The organism is Acinetobacter uliginosus (genome assembly GCF_044130295.1).
Classification (GTDB): domain Bacteria; phylum Pseudomonadota; class Gammaproteobacteria; order Pseudomonadales; family Moraxellaceae; genus Acinetobacter.
Window position 1 is genome coordinate 48,714 of the sequence record NZ_JBIQOC010000012.1, and the last position, 21,690, is coordinate 70,403.

At 44.1% G+C, this 21,690-nt stretch carries 20 protein-coding genes; 11 read left to right on the plus strand and 9 right to left on the minus strand.

Features of this window, described 5'->3' with window-relative positions; genetic code table 11:
* The first annotated feature begins 65 nt into the window (after nucleotides 1-65).
* Entirely contained in the window at nucleotides 66-914 is an 849-nt protein-coding gene (locus ACE01T_RS04170) for a sulfurtransferase (protein WP_180043158.1), read from the plus strand.
* Complete coding sequence (asd, locus tag ACE01T_RS04175; protein ID WP_395518799.1) at nucleotides 911-1,762, plus strand: archaetidylserine decarboxylase; 852 nt, start codon at nucleotides 911-913, stop codon at nucleotides 1,760-1,762. Before ACE01T_RS04170 ends, asd begins: the two co-directional genes overlap by 4 nt.
* 141 nt (nucleotides 1,763-1,903) lie before the next feature.
* On the opposite strand, the gene ACE01T_RS04180 is transcribed toward asd, so the two are convergent.
* From ACE01T_RS04180 to ACE01T_RS04200, 5 genes are all read right to left on the minus strand, one after another.
* On the minus strand, nucleotides 1,904-2,515 hold the full coding sequence (locus ACE01T_RS04180; RefSeq protein ID WP_180043160.1) for an SPOR domain-containing protein: 612 nt from the start codon (nucleotides 2,513-2,515) through the stop codon (nucleotides 1,904-1,906).
* 228 nt (nucleotides 2,516-2,743) lie between these two features.
* Nucleotides 2,744-4,534, minus strand: coding sequence for an arginine--tRNA ligase (gene argS / locus ACE01T_RS04185; protein ID WP_395518800.1), 1,791 nt, complete (start codon nucleotides 4,532-4,534; stop codon nucleotides 2,744-2,746).
* Between the two features lie 317 nt (nucleotides 4,535-4,851).
* The gene (locus ACE01T_RS04190; protein ID WP_180043162.1) at nucleotides 4,852-6,159 is read right to left on the minus strand and encodes a DUF445 domain-containing protein; all 1,308 of its coding nucleotides are present in this window, start codon (nucleotides 6,157-6,159) and stop codon (nucleotides 4,852-4,854) included.
* A 30-nt stretch (nucleotides 6,160-6,189) separates the two neighbouring features.
* Nucleotides 6,190-6,744, minus strand: coding sequence for a CC0125/CC1285 family lipoprotein (locus ACE01T_RS04195; RefSeq protein ID WP_180043163.1), 555 nt, complete (start codon nucleotides 6,742-6,744; stop codon nucleotides 6,190-6,192).
* Between the two features lie 51 nt (nucleotides 6,745-6,795).
* Complete coding sequence (locus ACE01T_RS04200) at nucleotides 6,796-7,335, minus strand: DUF924 family protein (RefSeq protein WP_180043164.1); 540 nt, start codon at nucleotides 7,333-7,335, stop codon at nucleotides 6,796-6,798.
* Nucleotides 7,336-7,561: 226 nt separating this feature from the next.
* Between ACE01T_RS04200 and gshA the strand changes: the two genes are divergently transcribed.
* The gene (gene gshA, locus ACE01T_RS04205) at nucleotides 7,562-9,139 is read left to right on the plus strand and encodes a glutamate--cysteine ligase (RefSeq protein ID WP_180082297.1); all 1,578 of its coding nucleotides are present in this window, start codon (nucleotides 7,562-7,564) and stop codon (nucleotides 9,137-9,139) included.
* 18 nt (nucleotides 9,140-9,157) lie between these two features.
* A complete protein-coding gene (locus ACE01T_RS04210; protein ID WP_086196563.1) occupies nucleotides 9,158-9,682 on the plus strand; it encodes a disulfide bond formation protein B in 525 nt (174 codons plus the stop codon).
* A gap of 382 nt (nucleotides 9,683-10,064) precedes the next feature.
* Here ACE01T_RS04210 and ACE01T_RS04215 read toward each other — a convergent pair whose 3' ends face one another.
* The gene (locus ACE01T_RS04215; protein WP_395518802.1) at nucleotides 10,065-11,396 is read right to left on the minus strand and encodes a PGAP1-like alpha/beta domain-containing protein; all 1,332 of its coding nucleotides are present in this window, start codon (nucleotides 11,394-11,396) and stop codon (nucleotides 10,065-10,067) included.
* A 249-nt stretch (nucleotides 11,397-11,645) separates the two neighbouring features.
* Here ACE01T_RS04215 and ACE01T_RS04220 point away from each other — a divergent pair, with 249 nt between their 5' ends.
* The gene (locus ACE01T_RS04220; RefSeq protein ID WP_395518803.1) at nucleotides 11,646-12,230 is read left to right on the plus strand and encodes a YqiA/YcfP family alpha/beta fold hydrolase; all 585 of its coding nucleotides are present in this window, start codon (nucleotides 11,646-11,648) and stop codon (nucleotides 12,228-12,230) included.
* Between the two features lie 14 nt (nucleotides 12,231-12,244).
* Nucleotides 12,245-14,125 carry a DNA topoisomerase IV subunit B gene (parE, locus tag ACE01T_RS04225; protein ID WP_395518804.1) on the plus strand — a complete coding sequence of 627 codons (1,881 nt, stop codon included), beginning with the start codon at nucleotides 12,245-12,247 and terminating at the stop codon, nucleotides 14,123-14,125.
* A gap of 58 nt (nucleotides 14,126-14,183) precedes the next feature.
* Here parE and ACE01T_RS04230 read toward each other — a convergent pair whose 3' ends face one another.
* Both ACE01T_RS04230 and ACE01T_RS04235 read right to left on the minus strand, forming a co-directional pair.
* Complete coding sequence (locus ACE01T_RS04230) at nucleotides 14,184-14,690, minus strand: GNAT family N-acetyltransferase (RefSeq protein WP_395518805.1); 507 nt, start codon at nucleotides 14,688-14,690, stop codon at nucleotides 14,184-14,186.
* Nucleotides 14,691-14,801: 111 nt separating this feature from the next.
* On the minus strand, nucleotides 14,802-15,551 hold the full coding sequence (locus ACE01T_RS04235) for an outer membrane protein OmpK (RefSeq protein ID WP_395518806.1): 750 nt from the start codon (nucleotides 15,549-15,551) through the stop codon (nucleotides 14,802-14,804).
* A gap of 494 nt (nucleotides 15,552-16,045) precedes the next feature.
* On the opposite strand from ACE01T_RS04235, the gene ACE01T_RS04240 reads away from it, so the two are divergent.
* The 5 genes from ACE01T_RS04240 (at nucleotide 16,046) to ACE01T_RS04260 (ending at nucleotide 20,468) form a co-directional block, all read left to right on the plus strand.
* Nucleotides 16,046-16,423, plus strand: coding sequence for an HPF/RaiA family ribosome-associated protein (locus tag ACE01T_RS04240; protein WP_086196557.1), 378 nt, complete (start codon nucleotides 16,046-16,048; stop codon nucleotides 16,421-16,423).
* Between the two features lie 175 nt (nucleotides 16,424-16,598).
* Nucleotides 16,599-17,141 (plus strand): ankyrin repeat domain-containing protein, encoded by a 543-nt coding sequence (locus ACE01T_RS04245; RefSeq protein WP_395518807.1) that lies wholly within the window; start codon nucleotides 16,599-16,601, stop codon nucleotides 17,139-17,141.
* A 14-nt stretch (nucleotides 17,142-17,155) separates the two neighbouring features.
* On the plus strand, nucleotides 17,156-17,926 hold the full coding sequence (locus ACE01T_RS04250) for a transporter (RefSeq protein ID WP_395518808.1): 771 nt from the start codon (nucleotides 17,156-17,158) through the stop codon (nucleotides 17,924-17,926).
* A 102-nt stretch (nucleotides 17,927-18,028) separates the two neighbouring features.
* A complete protein-coding gene (gene dsbD, locus ACE01T_RS04255) occupies nucleotides 18,029-19,783 on the plus strand; it encodes a protein-disulfide reductase DsbD (RefSeq protein WP_395518809.1) in 1,755 nt (584 codons plus the stop codon).
* A gap of 4 nt (nucleotides 19,784-19,787) precedes the next feature.
* Nucleotides 19,788-20,468: a glutathione S-transferase family protein gene (locus ACE01T_RS04260; protein ID WP_395518810.1), complete on the plus strand. Its 681-nt coding sequence runs from the start codon at nucleotides 19,788-19,790 to the stop codon at nucleotides 20,466-20,468.
* Here ACE01T_RS04260 and ACE01T_RS04265 read toward each other — a convergent pair.
* A complete protein-coding gene (locus ACE01T_RS04265; RefSeq protein ID WP_395518811.1) occupies nucleotides 20,465-21,664 on the minus strand; it encodes a GGDEF domain-containing protein in 1,200 nt (399 codons plus the stop codon). The genes ACE01T_RS04260 and ACE01T_RS04265 overlap by 4 nt on opposite strands.
* Nucleotides 21,665-21,690: the final 26 nt, after the last annotated feature.

The window sequence follows — 21,690 nt, forward strand, 5'->3', positions numbered from 1 at the left end:
CATAATAGTGAAAATGACTTATGCTAAGATCGTCCATGTTGATCTAAATAAAACACGAAAAAAGTATGACTGTATCTGCATTTAATTTTGCTCTGCTGATAGAAGCAGAAGAGCTGGTTCCGTTTTTAGGCAATGAAAAATTACGCATTGTCGATTTAAGCCGTCGTTCTGTTTATGATCAATTGCATATTCCGCATGCCATTCATGTGCAACCGAAGCAGCTGGTACGCCAAGAAGAGCAGGCTTCAGGTTTGTTGCCTGATGTAGAGGGCTTAAAAGCCCTGATTGAATATCTGAATATTTCTCCTGAACATCATGTGGTGGCTTATGATGATGAAGGTGGGGCTTGGGCAGGGCGCATGATCTGGAACCTGCATTGTCTGGGTTTTGAAAATACCAGCTTGTTGAATGGTGGCATTCATGCCTGGCTGGCAGCCGGTTTGCCGACTTCTTCAGAAGTGGAAAAATTAGTTCCCGTAGTGCCTCTGGTGGACATTAACCAGACCAATATTGAAAAGTACCGTATTGAATATGCAGAGCTGTTAGAAAAAGTACAAAACAATAGCATTCAATTGTGGGATTGCCGCACCGAAGATGAATATACCGGTCTTCGACTTGCAGCGCGACGCGGCGGTCACATTCCAAATGCCCGACATTTTGAATGGAGTACTGCCCTAAATCGTGAAAATCATTTAAAATTGCATCCTTTACAACGCACTCAACAGCGCTTGGAACAACTGGGTTTCAATTTAAAACAACCTGTGGTGGTCTATTGTCAGTCACATCATCGTTCGGGTTTGGCCTATATTCTGGGCCGATTGCTCGGTTGGAAGATACAGGCTTATGATGGTGCGTGGAGTGAATGGGGCAACCGCCTCGACAGTCCGATTATTACCGGAGAGTTACCATCTTGAGCTTCGCATCACGTTTAAAAAAACAAATTTTTATTCAAGCACAACGTGTTGTGCCACAACACCAATTATCACGTGTCGTGGGTAAACTGGCTGCCAGTGAACATCCGATTATCAAAAATACCGTGATTCAGGTTTTTAAAGCCCAGTATGGAATTGATATGTCGATTGCTGAACAAAGCAATGCATTAAAATTCAAATCATTTAACGAATTTTTTACCCGCTCTTTAAAAGAGGGGGTACGCCAAATCGATACCGATCCGCACAGTATTGTGTCGCCTGCCGATGGCGCCATTTCACAATTGGGTCAGATTGAAGAGGGTGACATTTTTCAGGCCAAGGGGCAAAGCTTTTCGGTGGAAAAACTGATTGCCGATCCGCAATTGGCCGAACCGTTTAAAAATGGTCATTTTGCTACGGTGTATTTATCACCTAAAGATTATCACCGTGTGCATATGCCTTTTGCCGGGACTTTGACTGAAACCTTGTATGTTCCAGGGGAATTGTTCTCGGTCAATCAAACCACTGCGGAAAATATTCCGGGTCTGTTTGCGCGTAATGAACGGATGGTGTGTTTGTTTGATACTGAGCTGGGGCGTATGGCGGTGGTTTTAGTCGGTGCGATGATTGTTGCAGGTATTGAAACTGTGGCAACGGGTAAGGTGAAACCGACAGGGCATTTGGAATTGAACCAACACAACCTGTTTCTGGAAAAAGGAGCAGAGCTGGGCCGTTTCTATTTGGGTTCAACTGCTGTGGTGCTATTTGAAAAAGATAAAATGCAATGGGACCCGATGTTTAAAGCCAATTCCGTTGTAGTGATGGGCGAGGCTTTGGGGCATACGGTTTAAGCTCCTCTCTTAATCCCTCCCTTGCGAAGCAATGCTTCTCACCTTTAATAAAGGGAGGAGTTCCCTCTCCTATAAGGAGAGGGCTAGGGAGAGGTGAAAATAAAAAGCGCCTCAAATAAGGCGCTTTTTAATGTCTAAAAATTAACGTTTCACCACAATCGAATCAATACCACTGCGTTGCAAGGTTTGCTGTGCAATCATGGCAGCTTCCTGAGAATCATAAGGCCCAGAAATTACCCGGTACCAAGTTTGACCGCCTTCAACCGATTTCACTACATCTGCAGATAGACCATTCAGGATAATTTCGGCACGGCGTGCATCGGCACTATCTGGATCGGGATAGCTACGCACCTGCAAAATATAACTTGGCTGGTGGGCAACAGGTGCTTCAGAACTTTCCAGACCTGGCTCGGCTGTTTCAGCCGGAGCAGCCGTTTCTGTTTCTGGAGCTTCAACAATCACTACAGTTTCTGAATTTTTAGTTTCAGGAACTGCCTGATCTGGAATGGGTGTCACTTGCTGTTGTGGCAATAAATCGTAGAAACGATAGTCCTTGTTGGTATCTTCCTGATAATGTTCAGAACTGATCTGATTTTTCGGTTTAACCGGTGCCCACGGTTTCCACAGCATCAAAGCTACGGCAAAACTCAACACAATTAAAATAACCACCAGCGTTCCCAGCCATGCAGGAATCAATGGCTTTTTCGGCTTATTCGGTCGCTCAGAGACACCGCGCTGCGTTTTTCCAAACACGTGGGATTCCTCGTGTATTATTTTTAATTTAAATCTATTTAAAATAAGGTGTTATTTTTAGATAACACCTTATTTACCCTATTGTCTATAAATCATTAACTAAGTTTAGATGATCACAAACATGACTTTTGCTGCGAGTAACAACATTGCTGCACAAGGGAATTAATTATTACATCGCCACTTCAAGCATAGCTTTCGGTCTTGCGGCGATGCAAAACCTTGTTGTGCTTACATCGCCTCAGGAGCAGATACACCTAATAATTCTAAACCATTACGTAAAACCTGTTGTACGTTTACTGAAAGTAATAAACGGGCTTGTGTAAGTTCAGCATCATTATTGAGTACTTTATGCTCATTATACCAACCGTGGAATAATGCTGCCAATTCTTTCAGATAGTTACCTACTTGATGCGGTTCATAACTGTTGGCTGCGCGAATCACGATCTCAGGGTAGGCTGCAAGTTTGGCCAGAATTTCTGTTTCTGCATCCAGCGCAAGTTTCGCCGCAAATTGACGTGCATTCGCAGCATCAAAGTTCACACCTGTTGTAACCGCTTTTTCTAGCATACGGCAGATACGGGCATGTGCATACTGAATGTAATACACGGCATTGTCTTTACTTTGAGAAACAGCAAGGTCCAAGTCGAAATCGATGTGCTGTTCAGACTTACGCATCACATAGTAGAAACGCGCTGCATCGTTGCCGACTTCTTTGCGCAGGTCACGTAAAGTCACGAACTGACCTGAACGGGATGACATTTGCACCATTTCACCACCACGCCACAAGCTCACGAACTGAACCAAAAGCACGGTCAATTTTTTCGAGTCATAACCCATGGCATCAATGGCTGCTTTAACACGCGCAATATAACCGTGGTGGTCTGAACCCCAGATATCGACGATATCGGTATAGCCACGTTGTAATTTATTCAGGTGGTAAGCAATGTCAGAGGCAAAGTAAGTGGTTTGACCATTACGGCGTTTCACTACGCGGTCTTTTTCATCGCCAAATTCGGTCGATTTAAACCAGATATTGCCATCTTGTTCATAAAGATAGCCACGTTGATCCAGTGTTTGTAGTGCTTCTTCAATTTTTTCAGTTAAAGATGCTTCACTGAACCATTGGTTGAAGGTTACACCAAATTCGCCCAAGTCATCTTTAATGTCATCAAGAATCGCTTTGAGCGCCGCTTGATGGAAGATGCGGTAGCCTTCACCAATCAATGCTTGAGAATTGTGAATCAAGCCATCGATGTGTTTTTCTTTATCGCCCGATAACACCACTTTGTTGCCGTCAGCATCCAGTTCTTCAGCGTATTGAATATCTTCAGGTACATCTTTATATACGTCTGCAACCGGACGTACATAAGCAGTGCCGTCTTGGTCAATAATGATTTGCGCGATTTCTTTAACGTAGTCGCCTTGGTAGGCATTTTTAGGGAAGACTAAGGTTTGACCCGTAAGCTCTAAATAACGCAGGTATGTAGAGGTCGCCAGAATGTCCATTTGACGGCCAGCATCATTGACATAATATTCACGGTCAACTTTGGCACCGGTTGCTTCCAGCAGATTGGCAACGGTCATGCCATAGGCTGCACCCCGACCATGACCAACGTGCAGGCTTGAAGTCGGGTTTGCTGAAACAAATTCGACTTGAACGCGTTTTTCACCATTGGCTTGAGTACGACCAAATTGATCTTTTTGTGCTTGAATCTGGTCTAAAATAGCAAAGCGCTGGTCGGCATTTAAAAAGAAGTTGATAAAGCCGGGACCCGCAATTTCTGCTTTGCTGATGTCTGCTACTTCAGGCAATGCAGCAAGAATTTTTTCTGCAAGATCACGAGGCTTCATACCCGCAGCTTTAGAACCAATCATGGCAATATTCGAAGCGAAGTCACCGTAGCTTCGGTCTTTGGTTCGCGTTAAATGACCGCTGTTATTCCAGTCGGATGGAAGTACACCTTCAGCTTGAAGAGATTGCACTGCATGATCGAGAGCTGCTTGGATTGCCGTATTCATAATCAGTCGAAAAATAAATGTCGCAGAAAAACAGCAAATATAGCAAATTTCGTGGTCTTTAGGTGAATGCATTTGTATTGAATGAATCTTGTCCGACAACTAACGCAGAATTGAAGCAGGAAAATTCTGCAAAAGATTCAAAAAAGCAGGATTTTCTAGGCTTTTGCTTTTCCCATTGTGCTAACCCTGTTGCCTTTGGTGCGTAAATTAACAGACAAACGGGTTGATCTTTATGCTCCCAATTCACCGAAGTGAATCAGTTCTTAGTCCAGACCAGTTGCTTTGATGAATAGGCTTTATTGATTTTGAACAGGTCTTTAAAGCAATACATCCACCAAGGCACGGATCATCCCCAGCACCAAACCGATAAATGCACCGACTACGACCCCATTGACCCGGATCATGTGCAAATCGCCACCGACTTCATTTTCAATTTTGTCGATCATTTCGCGAGAATCCCATTCATGAATGCGTTCGCTAATAAAACGGATCACTTTTTCACTGTATTGATCACTCAAATTGACGGCAAGCCCACTCATTCGTTCATTCAGCAATTGACGTACTGCCGGATTGGAAATGATATTTTCCCCGACCTGTTGAATCGCAACTCGCAGATTTTGTGCAATGCCTGAATCGGGTTTGAGCAAGTCTGCTTTAATCGCATCACAGAGAATCACTACGGCACCACTGATAAAATTTAGTACCTGAGGACTATCTAGCAGGGCATCTTTGATACTGTTTAGACGATAGCTGGCCTCACTTTCACTGTCTGCCAGTTCCAGCATCAGCTGCTGACCCATCTGTTCAATTTTTTGCCGCCAGGGATGCTGTGGATCGGCCAGCATGGATTCCACTCGTTCAATCAGTGAATCAATGGTGCGTTGCTGCACATCAATCCCAATCCAGCTGGCACCTTTGGCCAGCTTCCACACGCCCAGTTCTTTGAACAGCCGACGGGTAAGTTCATGGGCTTGTTCTGGATGAGAAATCATCCATTCGTGTGCCAAATCGAGTCCACGTTGCAATACATCCTGATGGAAGTCATTTTCTAGTACCGCGCGCAGCATTTCACTGGCCAGGGTGTTAACCTGGGTGTTACGCACCCATTGCACACTGTTGTTTTGAATAAAGTTTCCAATCTGTTCCTGACCAACAAATTCGAAAATCTTCGGTACGGTTTGCTGAATGACCTGAGTGACTTGAGTATTATTTTCCGGTTTTGCCAGCCATTGTCCGACCGCAAGACTCAGATCGGTACTTTGCAGGCTTCTTTCCACCACTTGTGGAGATAAAAAGTTTTCCTGTACAAAACGTCCCATCGATTCGGCAATCCTGGCCTTATTGCGCGGAATGATTTCAGTGTGGTCGAGCAGAAACTTGGGAATTGGCATTTTCCCAAAAGGATTGCGGAACAATACGGTAATGGCATACCAGTCGGCCAGTCCGCCGACCACACCCGCTTCGGCAGAAAGCATGAAAATATGAACCAGCCAGGCATATTCAGGAATCAGCTTGGCAACCAGCATCAGCACTAACCAGATCACGATAGCACTGATGAGGGCAATGGTGGCAAAGCGTTTACTGCGTTGCAAACTTGGTGTGGTGATTGCTTCCGCTGTGGTCATGCAGGATTCCTGTCGGTTACTAAACTGTTGTTATTTTGCTGTTTTCGGCATTGCTGGTGCTAGAATTTGGCCGTTAGAACCCAAGCCATACTTTTGTCCTAGATATTTTAAAATCAAATAGGCATCAAAGGCATCATCGGGTGCTTTTTTCTGATCTTTATAACATTCAATGGTATAGGAAACTTGTACCGGGTCAATAGTCACCACGCGCGGCATATCATAAAACGGGTCAGGCCAGAAGCCAGGATAGCGGCGGTAATAACCATAGGGATAGTACATCGGGGTGGAGTAGACCACGGCCTGACGTGGGGGCTGGTTACGGTTACTCGGATCATCCAGTACTTTAAAATAGCGGAAGCCATTTTGTACCGTGGTCTGGGCGGCTTTCACCAGAGTAATTTCTTCGGCAGTCCCAAAATTCATGTTAGGACGGGCCTGAAAACTGATGCGATAGCTTTGTGCATTCAGGGGCGTATTGCTGAATTGCCCCAGTTGGTCAAAAGTCAGCGGTTTTGAAGGTGTGGTTGCACAGCCTGACAGCGCTATGGCCACGACCATACTCAAACCTATAATGCTGTTCTTCATGTTAAACCTCCATACGATTTACTGTGCGCGGGGAGGAGACACAATAAATGTTTAGAAACGACTATTCGGTTGGGTTAAAAATTCGAGCTCTTCCGCAGTTGAGCTACGTGCCAGGATGGCATTGCGGTGCGGATAGCGCCCGAAACGGTCAATAATGGCTTTATGCTGTTTTTCATAATCCAGATTCAGGGGATTATTTAAGCGTTGAAATAATTTTAACGCGAATTCGTGGATCAGTTTCGATTCACTGTGCATAAAGGGCATATATAAAAACGTACGTTGTTCTGGACTTAATTGTTTATCCAAATCCAGGCTAATGGCTTCTTGCGCCAGAGCCAAGGCTAAGGGGTCCTGGGCAAAGGCCTGAGCTTGATCCCGAAACAGGTTACGTGAGAATTGATCCAGAATAATAATTTCAGCCAGGCGGCCTTCAGCCGTTTTACGCCATGACCACAGTTCGGCTTGTGCCGCCTTTTGGTGAATGTCATAAAACTTTTGCTTGATCAGTGCATCAAAATCATCACTTTTTGCAAACCACAGCGGCTGGGTTTCCGGATTAAACCAAAAGTCCAAAACATCTGGATAATTCATAATATTTACAAATCCTTAGCACTTATTATTCAATACAAACACAAAATTCAGATGTCTTATACAGTATCTTTGTGATAAAAATTTGCCAGAAATAAAATTGACGTTTTGCTTGAAAACTATACAGGGTGTAATGTAGCAGCCAAAAATCACGTTATACTGATATAAACTGATGATTTTATTTTAGTAGTTTTATTTAGTAGTTATCTTCCGATAAGCGAGATTGTTAATGAGTCAACCCGAATCGACCTCTCAAGTTATGGTACCAACTTGGGTGGATTCTTCGCTGTTTAAGGGCATGTTGCGCGGTATTGAACGTGAAAGCCTGCGTATGCAAAGCAATGGCTTTTTATCCCAGGCAACACATCCTCAGGCACTTGGTTCTGCATTAACACATCCGCATATCACCACTGACTATTCTGAAGCCTTGATGGAATTTATTACTCCTCCACAAGACAGTATTGAAAAAGCACTCGATTATCTGGCCGATATTCATGCCGTTACACACCGTCATCTGGAAAATGGGGAAAAACTCTGGCCCTTGTCGATGCCCTGCATGCTGGATGATGACGAAAAAAGCATTCGTTTAGCCCAATATGGTAGTTCTAATATTGGACGATTCAAGACTTTATATCGCCGTGGTTTAGGGGTGCGTTATGGTCGCCGTATGCAAACCATTTCCGGGGTGCATTATAATTTATCTTTTCCAGATCAACTGTTTGAAGCACTGCAACAGCATGAAAGCAATGAAGATCTAAAAAGTCTCAATTTGCAGGATTATCGCAGTCACCGTTACTTTGGCTTGATCCGTAATTTCATTCGTCTAACGCCCTTGGTGATGTTCCTGTTGGGGGCTAGCCCTTCGGTCTGCCAGTGCTTCATGACCGGACGTGACCATCATCTGTTGCCTTTGTTAAAAGGTACCCTGTTCTTGCCTTATGCAACAGCACTGCGGATGGGCAATTTTGGCTATCAGAATTCTGCCCAGAAGCAATTGGGTATTCACTACAACAACCTGTCGGGTTATCTGGAGGGTTTGCAAAAAGCCGTGAAAACGCCTTATGCACCTTTTAGCCGTTTGGGGCTCAATGATGAACACGGTGAACCGATTCAAATTAATGATCATGTGTTGCAAATTGAAAATGAATACTACAGCTTAATCCGTCCGAAGCAGGTGCCTCAAGCAGGAGAAACACCATCCCAGGCACTGCAAAATCGCGGAGTCGGTTATGTGGAACTGCGTGCAGTCGATGTCAATCCATACAGTCCGATCGGAATTGATGAAAACACGGCAGCATTTCTGGAAGTCTTGGCACTGCATTGCTTGCTACAAGACAGCCCGGATTTACTCGATCCGGAACAGGAACGGATTGAGCGTAATCAGGCCGAAGTGGTCAATCGTGGCCGTGCACCGAATGCCGCTATTCTGGATGCGGCTGGGAAACATCCGATTGAGGATTGGGCACGTGCGCAGGTCATCAAAATGCAGCCTTGGGCTGATTTACTGGATGCGACTTATGATACCCAAATGTATTCAGCAGCCCTGGTGGTCATGCTCAATCGTATTGATGAAGTAGATGAAACCCTGTCTGCCCAGGTTATAGCCGATACTTTGGAATATGGTGGGACATGGGGTTTTGGTAGTATGATGGCGCTGCAACATGCAGCAACTTATGAACAGCACCCTTTAAGCCCGGATACGCTGGCTTATTTTGATGGTTTGGCGGGGCAGTCATTGCAACAGCAACAGCAACTGGAACAAGATACGAGCATCAGTTTTGAGCAATATCTTGCCGATTATCGATAAAAATTAAGAGGATTTGCCATGCAATGGAGTTATCGCTTCGTGAGTGGTTTTTTATTTTTAGCTAGTGTCGCGGGGATGGCATTTGCGTTGTATTTAGAGCATGGACAAGGGCTTGAGCCTTGTCCACTCTGCGTTTTTCAGCGTATAGGGCTAATTGGGCTGGGGATTATTTCCCTGATCGCTTTCCTGCATAACCCCATTTCAAATGCGTTTAAGCGTTTTTATGCTTTGTTGGGTACGCTTAGTATCCTCTGGTCCGCAGGGGTGGCTGCACGTCATGTCTGGCTGCAAAATTTGCCACCCGATCAGGTGCCGAGCTGTGGTCCAGGTTTAGATTATTGGCTGGATACTTTGCCGTTAAAGTCGGTATTTGAACAGGTGCTGAAAGGTTCGGGTGAATGTGCCAAGGTTGACTGGACTCTGTTTGGACTATCGCTTCCGGTATGGTCATTGGCCTTCTTTACCGTACTTGCCTTGATCAGCCTGTGGCAACTATTGCGTCACTATCCAGGAATGAACAATAAAACAGCCAAGAAAAAATAAAGAGGTCTATAAAAAAGCCAACTGAATGTTGTAATGCTGATCAGTTAAGGAGTTTAGAAATAAACTCCTTAACTTTTTAGTGATTCATGGCGGAGTCTTACCATTTTAAATCAAACCCTTGCAGCTCATTGGTTACTTTGGTTTCGCCCTGAGAAGCACTGCTTCGTAAGACCAAAGGCATTTGTCATCCACAAAACTCGTCAGCCACTATCAACTCGCAAATTTATCGCAGAAACAATCATTTTTTAATATAGTCCGGCCTCAAACAGTTGCGGATGACTTTCCCACATATCAAATACAGTCATGAATTTAAAAAAGAAAATACCAGTCAATTTCTTAACTGACTGGCATTAAACCGAACGTTGGCTTTTTTATTTTTTACTTAAGTCAGTGCAATACCTGATAAATCTTCCAGCTGCATGCGGTATTCATGCACTTCTTCTTTGACCTGTTCATTTTGCGGCGGGTAGAACCATTTCACGATCTGTTCCGCCACACTGGAATGATAGTTGATTTCAAAATGACTTAAGCCATAAAAGATCGCTTTATGGGATTGGGGCACTTTCAGTTGAAAGCGCGGATTTGGATGTTCACCCAAAGCACTGTCTACACTGACCAGATAGTCCCCCAGCACCTTTAAGGTTCGGTTCTTTTTGTTTTCATATTCAATGGTGCCGGCAACCAGGTAAGTATTAATATGTTTCGGTAGGGGAGCCGGTTTACGGTTGTCATCCATGCCGCCAATCCGGGCATGATTATGTTCCCAGTCATCATCGCGGACACTGCCATAGCGCAAATCCAGAATGCCATTGCTGCGGATATTGACAATATGCCGGATGATTTTCACAAAGGGAAAATGCCCAAGTTTGTCTTGCAGGATAAACCCGAAACGTTCCAAGACTGCACCATGATGCGGAGAACCTAGGCAGACCAAGTTCTCGGTCAGATGTATCCATTGATACATGTTCTGTTTGCCGTAAAACAGGGCACTGCGTAAGACCAGGCCGCCCATGCTGTGGCCAATTAAATCAATGCTGGTAATGCGCGGATTGCGACGAATCAAATCTTCTAGGGTATGGGAAAGACTACGGCCATTGGCCGAGATACGACGTCCGCTATTGTAGTTCAGGTACAGCATGGTGTTATTGTCACGTTGCGCCAACAATTTTTCGCCTATACCGCCATATTGCGTGTTGCTCCAGTCCAGATGGTTCATGCACAAGCCATGTACAAAAATGACCACGCGACCGGATAAATCCCCTTTTTGCAGTCCACCATAGTGGTCATACAGCACCATCGGCAGTGCCATCGGGTTCTGGTATTTTAATAAATAATCACCCAGCACCCCGTTGAGCACCCCGACGAGAAAGTGCAGAGTAGGTGTTAGCGGCTTGTCATGTAATTTTGGATATTTTTCAATAATCTGACGTAAACCGGGTGCCAGTAAATAGTTGCCGTAGTTGAGCAGGGTGTCGAAGGACAGCTGATACAGTTTGTCGATATAAGGAATTTTTTGCAATTTTTTCGAGCGTTGGTCACTCATGCCAAACAGGCTAATTAAAATTTCACGTTGAATCGCCTGGATCAGCTCCTGCATGACGTCGTTTAGACGAGTCGTCACCAATTGTGCGAGACCTTCCAATACATCAGCTTGACTGGGCGGTGTACGGTCCCATCTACAATAGGTTTCATGTAATGGGGTTAAACTCGGCATTTGATCCTGTCCTTTCTGTGACCATGTTTCCCATACTCTTTATTTTTTCTTGGGATCACGGTATAAACTCTTAGCTTTTCATTTTATATCGTTCATCTGGAACAGCTTTTACAATAACGATGATTGAGCTTCAGTATTAATTTTTTTGTCTGACAATTTTGGTTATATCTAGATAAAAACAGATGGGTAGCTAAAACTCAGGTATAAAATAAATCTAGTTTAAATTTGGCAATGATGCAATAAAAAACTATGAACATCATTTATTTACATGGATTTCAAAGCAGTGCTTTATCCATAAAAGGCCAGCAAATTAAAGACTACTGTCAGCAGCAGGGCAATGTTCAGGTGCATCTGCCGGATCTCAACATGCCGCCCGAGCAGACAATGGCACATCTAGCAGCCATGATTGAAAGTCTGGATCGGGTCGTGCTGGTGGGGAGTAGTCTAGGCGGCTTTTATGCGACACAGCTGGTCGCAAAGTATGGCGTGCCGGCTGTTTTAATTAATCCTGCTATGCGACCATGGCAACTATTTCGTGACTTATTTGGCAGTGATCAGATTCCCTATGTGGTGAATGCTGAATGGACGCTGGATCATACCCATCTGGATCAGCTTGAGCAGATGGCAGTGCCATTTGTGCAAGATGCGGACAAAATTTTAGTGTTATTACAACAAGGGGACGAAGTTTTGGATTATCGTGAAGCACAGCGCTATTATAGCAATGCTTCACATCAGTCCATGCTGATTACCGAAGCAAATGGCAACCATGCGATGGAAAATTTCGCAGACAAAATACCGATGGCCTTACAGTTTCTATCGGATTGTATAAATTAAGGAAACAGTACAACGTGTCTCAATATACGGCTCAATCACTTGAAGTTTTATCTGGTTTAGATCCGGTACGTCGTCGCCCGGGTATGTATACCGATACCACTCGCCCCAACCATTTGGCGCAGGAAGTTATTGATAATGCTGTGGATGAGGCACTTGCCGGACATGCCAACAAAATTACCGTCACGGTGTATAAAGACGGTTCCCTGTCGGTTGAAGACAATGGCCGGGGGATGCCGGTGGATATCCATCCGGAATATGGCCAAAGCGGGATTGAAATCATTCTGACCAAACTGCATGCCGGCGGTAAATTCAGTACCGATAACTACCAGTTTTCCGGTGGTTTGCATGGCGTGGGCATTTCAGTGGTGAATGCGCTGTCGACTCGTGTAGAAGTCGAAGTACAACGTCAGGGTAACCTGTATAAAATGGCCTTTGAACACGGCGAACCAGTTGCGCCGCTTGAAGTGCTGCAAGGTAAAGCACCGAAACGGGCGACAGGGACTACGGTACACTTCTGGCCGGAAGCCAAATATTTTGATTCGCCCAAGTTTGCCCTCAAAGCGTTAAAACATAATTTAAAAGCCAAAGCCGTTTTAGCGGCGGGCTTGGAAATCAATTATGTTGACCAGATCAATGATGAAAAGATCAGCTGGCAATTTGAAAATGGTCTGGTTGACTATTTGATGGATGAGCTTGAAGATCGTGAAATCATTCCAAGTCCTGCTTTTGTAGCGGGTGGCGAAGCTGAGCGTGCCAGTGCCGAATTTGCGATTTGCTGGAATGCCGAAGGCGGCGAACAAATCCAGGAAAGTTATGTCAACCTGATTCCTACTGCGCAAGGTGGTACCCATGTTAACGGTTTACGCTCAGGTGTGACCGATGCCATGCGCGAGTTCTGTGAATTGCGTAACCTGTTGCCACGTAATCTGAAACTGTCTGCCGAAGATGTCTGGGACGGGGTGAACTACATTCTGTCGTTAAAATTTCAGGAACCACAATTTTCCGGTCAAACCAAAGAGCGCCTGTCGAGCCGTGAAGCATCTGGCATTGTGCTGAACATTGCCAAAGATGCCTTTGCATTGTGGTTGAATCAAAACTCAGACGTTGCCATGCAGCTGGCCGAATTGGCAATAGCCAAAGCCGGTCGCCGTTTAAAAGCGGCAAAAAAAGTTGAACGTAAGAAAATTGTTTCCGGACCGGCATTGCCGGGCAAACTGGCCGACTGTGTAGGACATACCCTGGAAGAATCGGAACTGTTTATTGTGGAAGGGGATTCTGCGGGTGGTTCTGCCAAGCAGGCACGTGACAAGAATTTCCAGGCAATCATGCCAATTCGCGGGAAAATCTTAAATACTTGGGAAGTCTCTTCTGATGAAGTTCTGGGTTCTCAGGAGGTGCATGATATTGCCATTGCGATTGGAGTCGATCCGGGCAGTGATGACCTGTCCGAACTTCGCTACGGTAAAATCTGTATTCTGGCCGATGCCGATTCGGATGGTCTGCATATCGCGACCCTGCTCTGTGCCTTGTTTGTGAAACACTTCCCAACCATGGTGGAGGAAGGGCATTTGTTTGTGGCCATGCCGCCCTTATTCCGTATTGATGATGGTAAGGATGTGCACTATGCACTGGATGAAGACGAGCTCGAAAGCATTTTGAAAAAATGCAAAAGCAAAAATCCGCAGATCACCCGATTCAAGGGTCTGGGTGAAATGAACGCCAGCCAGTTAAGGGAAACCACGATGGATCCAAATACCCGTCGTCTGGTGCAGCTGGATCTGGACGATGCACATTTTACCGCTGGCCTGCTGGATAAATTGTTAGCAAAAAAACGCTCATCGGACCGTAAACACTGGTTAGAACAGAAAGGTAATCTGGCTGATTTGGTGGTTTAGTTGTATCTGAAGGGGTACGCAGGTACGTCTATGAAAAAGCTCGCAGTTGCGGGCTTTTTTATGTGTCTAAATTGAGTTGCATCAACACCAAATCACGCCATTTTCCAAATTTCTGTCCAACTTCTGACATATAACCTGTCTGCTTAAAACCTAATTTTTCATGTAACACAATTGATGCCTGATTTTCATGATCAATCGCAGCAATCATCACATGAATATAATTTTGCCGTGCATATTCAATCAGTTTCAGCATTAAGGCTTTGCCTAGACCTTGTCCGATAAAGTCCGGATGAATAAAGACCGAATGTTCAACTGTATGTTTAAACCCGGTAATTTGACGGAAAGAAGAATAATCGGCATAGCCGGCGATGTGTTTAGTCTCTGAATGTTCAGCGACAAACAAAGGAAATTGTTGTTCAGTAAGGCTTTTAAACCAGTTCTGAAAATCCTCAATAGACTTTGGTGTGCTATTCCAGGTCGCAGTACCATGTAAAATTTCAGCATTATAAATTTTCAGGATGTGTTCGAGGTCTTGTGGTTGAGCAGGGCGGATCAGAAATCCCATGAGTGTATGCCGAACGAATCAATAGACCCTAGATTTTAGGAATAAACCTGATTTTGAGCAATAAAAAAGCAAGACCGAAGCCTTGCTTTTTTATTGCTCAAAACGTGGTGCTTAGAAGTGGTATTTGACCAAAGCACTGACGTCGTTTTGATCAACGCCTTGAATACCAAATTTGTTGTTCCAAACTGAGTGTTCGATACCCACATATAATTTAGTTTTAGGTGAAATATGCTTACCTACATTCCATTTGTACTGGCTAGTCCAGTTCAGCTCGCTTGCTTGAGCACCTTTTTCAGCTGTAGACCAATCCAGGAAGGCATCTACAAGGAAATCTTCAGAACCCAATTTAAACGGAACTGCATAAGTGATCGTCATTTGATAATCATCTTTAGTGAAAGCTGATTTCGAATCGTTATCTACTTTATAGAAGTTCACATTTGCATACTGGGTGTATGGAATATCTAAAGCGAAACCAATACCGTACAGGAAGTTATTAAACTCTTGGTTTTGATCGTATCCTGCATTGTGTTCCCAAGTTGTCGCAATAAGGATATCTTTAATTGGACCAAAAGAAAGATCTTTTCCAGATACTTCGCCTAAGCTTAAACGTGGCGCTAACTCGAAATATGTATTTTGTTCATCATTGCCATCTAATTGATGGTCAACAAAGAAAAATACATCCGAGTATTTAAGTTTAGCTGCATATTCAACAGTTACAGTGGTTTGCTGATCATCGACCACTTCATAGTTTTCACCATAAAGACCAGTTACGCTGAAGTCTTGCCATACCACTGGCGAAGCCTGTGTAAGTGCAGCTGTTGAAGCCAATGCACATGTAGCAAAAAATTGTGTAAGTTTCATTAAAAATATCTCCCCCGAGAAGCAAGCAAAGCATACAGATTCTTTAGCAAAAATAAAGCCAAAATTGATCAATGGTTAAAAAAATAGTCTGCTTTTCTCAGCGTACTCCTGATTAAAATCAAGACACCACTTTGATACCTAAAAATACATGTTGATAAAAAAAGTAAGGCAGTTTGAAGAAGGCATTTTATCCGCAAAGAAATAATATGATATTTATCAAATTATTTAGAGGGAAAGTCAAATTCCTTATACTTTATAGGGTATTTAAAAAAAAATATCAAAATACTACTTGCATAAGCTTCACCTAGACCCTTATATTCAAAGCATAAGGACACGAATCTGCAGAGTTAAAAGTGTTCATCATTCAATGTGGAGGAACTCGTTCCAAACTAGGTTGAAGATGCTCAGCGCTGTTGTTAACAGCAAGGTGAAACGTGCCAAGATAAGAAGTTTTGCACAAAAAAAGATTTGATGAATAAAGAGGATGAAATTATATGAACATTGAAATTCGTACCGATAAAAACATCCAAAATAGTGATCGTTTAATTACTTATGTTCGTGCAGAACTGAATGCTGAATTCCAACGTTATAGCGAACGTATTACCCATTTCTCGGTTCATTTTAGCGATGAAAATGGTCCAAAAGGTGGTGCAGATGATATTCACTGCATGATCGAAGCACGCCCGGCAGGTTTGAAACCAGTAGTGGTGAACCATCATGGTCATAATATCGATACTGCCATACATGGAGCCATTGACCGTTTAAAACGCAGTTTGGAACATCTATTTGAGAAAATAGATGACCCTCGTGCCGCAGTGCCGGTACTTGCTGAAACTGCAGAAGCCAGTGATGTGGACGATGTAAATGATTAAGCAACATCTTGCTTAAAGAAAAAAAAGCTCTTCGGAGCTTTTTTTATGGGCTTTTTAATGCGCTATTTGGGACAGGGCAACAGAAATAAAAAATATACTCTTTATACATTTAGCTAAAACAAATGACAGTTTATTCGGCATAATAGTTAAAAAATGATTGAAGAGTATTTTCTCCATGTTAACAGCACAACAACAAGTCTTTGTACAGGTAATAGAAGAGCTGGATCTTGCTCAGGTACAACGTCTTTTGGCAGAAGGTCTCGATCCGAATTTTATTGATCTGGAAAAAGGTCCGGCCATTTCTGTCTGGTCCGATGGTTTGTTCCACTGGTGGGAGCATATTTGCGAAGCTTATGAAGCCGGTTCACCTTTATCTGAACAAGAAAAACAGCAGAATCTGGCAGTTCATCTTGAAATTTTAGAGGCGCTTATTCAAGCCAAAGTCAATTTACATTTATGGGATGCCGAAGAACTGTATGGTCCATTATGGGATGCTGCCAGCTCCGCCTGCGTGCCTGCAGTGCAACGTTTACTGGATGAAAAAGTAGATCCTAATACCAAAGATGAAGATGGTCAGACCATATTATCTTCGATTAGTGATTTATTCTTTGATTGTGACTTTGATGAAATCAACTGGTCAGAAGCATTGGCCGAAGAAAAGCAAACTTTAGAGTTGCTCCGTAGTTATGGGGCTAAAATGACTAAAGAATTAACATAATTAGTGAGACAACCATGTCAGTCGTAAAAACAGTAAGTTTCATTTTTGCAGCGGGTTTCAGTATCAATGCGATGGCTGCCGATTTTTCTTTTGACCGTCCAGGTGCGGGAATCGGCACTGGCATTACGCCCGTCGGTCAGCTGGCATGGGAACAAGGCTTACCCAGCCTCAGCTATTCAGAAAGTAGAGATGAAACCGGAATTAAAGTTAAAAACACCACTTTAAATGCCGACATGTTGTTACGTACCGGTTTAGCTCAAGATATTGAATTGCAGTTGGGCTGGCAAGGTCCATCCTGGTCAAAAACCAAAGCAGCGGGTCAGTCTGTTGAAGAAGACGGTTTGGGCGATGTCAGCATCGGGGTAAAAAAAGCCATCAATCTGGATGATGAAAAGCTTTCTATGGCTATTTTAGCTGAAGCGATTCTTGCAACTGGCAATCATGCGTTTAGCAATGAAGATGATATTTACAGCCTGACTTCGGCTGTCGCTTATGACTATAGTGATTTAATCCGTACTTCCATCACTATGCGTTATGAAACACAAAACAGCAATTGGGCGGTAACTGCAATCCCGAACATTCAATATAAAATTACCGATAAATTGTCCAGTTTTTCTGAACTGGTCTATCGCAAAGCCGAAAGTCAGAATTATGAATATGCACTGGGTTCAGGACTCATTTATGCGATGAATGAGCGTGTGCAAATGGATGCCAGTATTGGTGTGGACTTAAATGGTCGAGATAAAAGCTATCAATCAGGTTTGGGCGTTGCATTCCTATTTTAATTAAAAAAATAAACTGATATGAAAAAGCATTTTCTAGAGCTTGGCTTGTGGTTTCGGTTCGCTATATGCGGATTGATCGGTAGTGTGATTTTATTGTGCTCCATGACACTGCAGGCGCAAGAGCAATTGCTTGCACCCGAGGATGCTTTTTCTTTTAGTGTTGAATCCAGTAGCACACATGAAGCCCAACTCAAATGGACGATTCCAGATCGCTATTATTTATATCAGCATAAATTTGAAGTCCGGCAAGGGACGCAAAAGCTGGCTTTAAAATTGCCGTCAGCAACCGATTTGCATGATGAAAATTATGGCCATACCCAGGTCTATTTTCATAAGGTCCAATTCACGGTTCCCACCGAAGCCTCAAAAACCTATCAGGTGACGTGGCAGGGCTGTGCCCAGGACCGGATTTGCTATCCACCGCAAACCATTGAGTTTCAGACCGATATTGACGGTTTGGTGCTGTTGCAAAATCAGGCCAGAGCAAGCAAGCGCCTGCTGGATCTTTCAACATCTTCAAACAGTTCTGTAACTGGTCAAAACACTTTGAGTGCTGAACAGAATAGCATTCAACCGACAGAAAAGCCCGTCATACGCGATACTGCAAAAGATCAAATGTGGTCGGAAACACTGGCTGAAAGCTCTTTGCTGTATGGCTTATTGCTGTTTTTCGGTTTAGGCATCTTGCTGGCCTTTACGCCATGTTCATTACCAATGCTGCCGATTTTAACTTCGCTGATTGTCCGCGACAGTAAAGGGCTGAAAGCCTGGATGATTGCTCTGGTATTTGTCTGCAGTATGGCCATGGTCTATGCGGTTTTAGGCTTAATTGCTTCATCTGCTGGTTTGAATTTTCAGCGCTGGTTACAGCAGCCTTCCACCCTGATTGCTTTTAGTGCGTTATTTGTTTTATTTGCACTAAATTTATTCGGTTTATTTGAAATTAAATTACCGCAAGGCTGGCTCAATCGCCTGGATCAGGCCCAGTCGCTACAAAAAGGCGGTAGCCTGATTGGGGCAGGTGTTATGGGGATGATCTCGGCACTGCTGGTTGGACCCTGCATGACCGCACCTCTAGCCGGGGCATTGTTATTTATTTCCCAGAACCAAAGCCAGTGGCAGGGGGCACTCTTGCTGTTCACCTTGGGTTTTGGCATGGGAACGCCCTTGCTTCTGGCCAGTGTACTGGGTTCCAGGGTTCTGCCTAGAGCAGGGCTGTGGATGCACCAGATTAAGGTGCTGTTTGCCTTTATCATGTTAGCCCTGGCCCTGTATTTTATTCGTCCGCTTATTTCCGAGGCCTGGCTGCAGTGGGCAGGCTTAGGTTTAGGCATTGCTTTTATTGCGTATATCCTTTTTCGCATTCGGCAACAGACCCCGCTGAGAGCCTTATATATAATCGTCTTGCTCGTGGTGATGCCTTATCTAGCTTATACTCAATATCAACACAGTCAGCGGTTTTTTATCGGGCAAAGCACGACCCAGGCCAGCTGGCATGTGGCAAAAACAGCGAATGAATTTCAGCAGTTATTGGCCAGTGTGCCATCCAATCAGGCGGTTGTTATTGATGTTTATGCAGACTGGTGTGTGGCCTGTCAGCCCATTGAACATCAGGTGTTAAAATCGGCTCAAGTACAACAAGCACTTGCGCCGTATTTTCTGATTAAACTGGATTTGAGTGACTATGATGCAACGCATCAGGCCTTATTGAATCAATGGGATATTTTAGGGCCGCCCACCTATTTATTCTTGGATGCCAAGCAGCAGGAAATTCGAGGTTTACGTCTAACTGGTGCTTTTAGCGAGACTGAATTACTGAAACAGCTTGAGTTGTTTCAACAGCAGATAGGACAATAATGTGATGTATCAGCTCTATATTGCCAATAAAAATTATTCCAGCTGGTCAATGCGTCCGTGGCTGGTGTTACAGGCTTTTCAGTTGCCTTTTCAGGAATTCATGATTCTGTTTCCCGCAGAACGCAACACCGGCACATTCAAGCAGGATGTATTGGCCATTAACCCCAATGGGAAACTCCCGGTATTGATCGATCATGACTTGATGCTGTGGGATTCGCTGGCGATTTGTGAATATCTAGCCGAACGGCACCCCAATCAGCATTTGTGGCCACAAGATGTCAAGCAGCGTGCGCATGCACGTTGTATTGTGGCGGAAATGCATAGCGGATTTCCCGGTTTGCGCAATGCCTGCGGCATGAATATCCGAGCCCATTTAGCCGATGTGGGTAAGCGTTTATGGCAGGACAATGCCGAGCTTAGGCAAGATGTGGCACGGATCGAACAGATCTGGTCAGAACGTCCAGAGGTGAACGGTTTTTTATGTGGTGAATTTTCAATTGCCGATGCATTTTATGCCCCGGTGGTGACGCGGCTTATGACCTATGCCTTACCGGTCAGTGAGTCGACACAGCAGTATATGCACACCATGCTGCAACATCCGGCCATGAAACTGTGGATGGAAGGCGCGTTGCAAGAACAAGCTTGGGTGAATTATTTAGAGTCGTATCAACAGCAGCCGCTTTAGCAGGGCTTGGGCTCAGTAAACAACTCTGCCTGATAACACTTGACCTGATTGCGTCCGTAGCCTTTGGCTGCATACAGAGCCTTGTCTGCCCGGCTGAGCAATTGTTGCGAATTGAGTGAGGGACTGGATAGTGCAATGCCAAAACTTGCGGTGATCGGAATGATCTCTCCCGATTCACTGCATAAATGAAGCTGTTGAATGGCCTGACGACACCGTTCAGCAATAATTTGTGCCTGTTGCAAAGAAGAATGATTTAAAATCAGAAGAAATTCTTCTCCGCCAAAACGGCCCAGCATATCGCTATCTCGAATGATTTGAGAGAGTGCTTGACTGACCTGAATCAGGGTTTCATCGCCTTTATCGTGCCCGTATTGGTCATTAATGCGCTTGAAATGATCCAGATCAATTAACACCAGTGCATAAGATTCATTGGGCTTGCGTTCCAGTTTTTCCAGACAATTGTTGATGCTGCGCCGGTTAAGAGTATTGGTCAGTGGGTCAACCTGACTTAAATGCTGAATCAGTTTTTCTCGATGCCGCCATTGGCTAAGTAAAATTTCAAATAAAATCAAATAAGTAATAAGAATTGGTACAATGAAATACATCATTGTCAGCACCCAGAACATATTCTGGTAGGGCAGGGTGTGAAGATTAAACAACGGACCGTAGCTGATTTGACCTTGCAAGCCTAAATACCCGCAAACCAGTAAAAATAATGTGGCCGGGATGAGCGCGCAATAAACGATTTTACGGTTAAACAGCACCAGGCCCACCGTGAGCAGAGACATGTAAGTGATCATGGTGGCCGGACTGAGTACGCCGATCACATAACCATCACGACATAAAGACATGACCAAAATCCCCACGGATACATAGGGTAGGCATTGCTGTACCCAGGCTTTTTTACGCCATGCTGAACATGGGTAAATCAGCGCAATAAAGACCGTTAAAATCAGGATATTCATTTCCAGCTGTAGTTTGAGCAAGGGTAAATTTACCCAAGGCCAGACTTCAGGAGATAAAAGCACAAAAACTTTCCAGATAATCCAGATCATATGCACTGAACTTCCTAAAATCAGCATCAAAATGCATTTATTCAGGACACTCCAGTTCATTACACCCCCATCTTCTAACAGGTATTTCGCAATTTTTTCTTTGAATGAGAAGGCATGATTTGGTGAAAAGATTGGCTTCATTCGATAGATATAATCCTTGGTTGTTT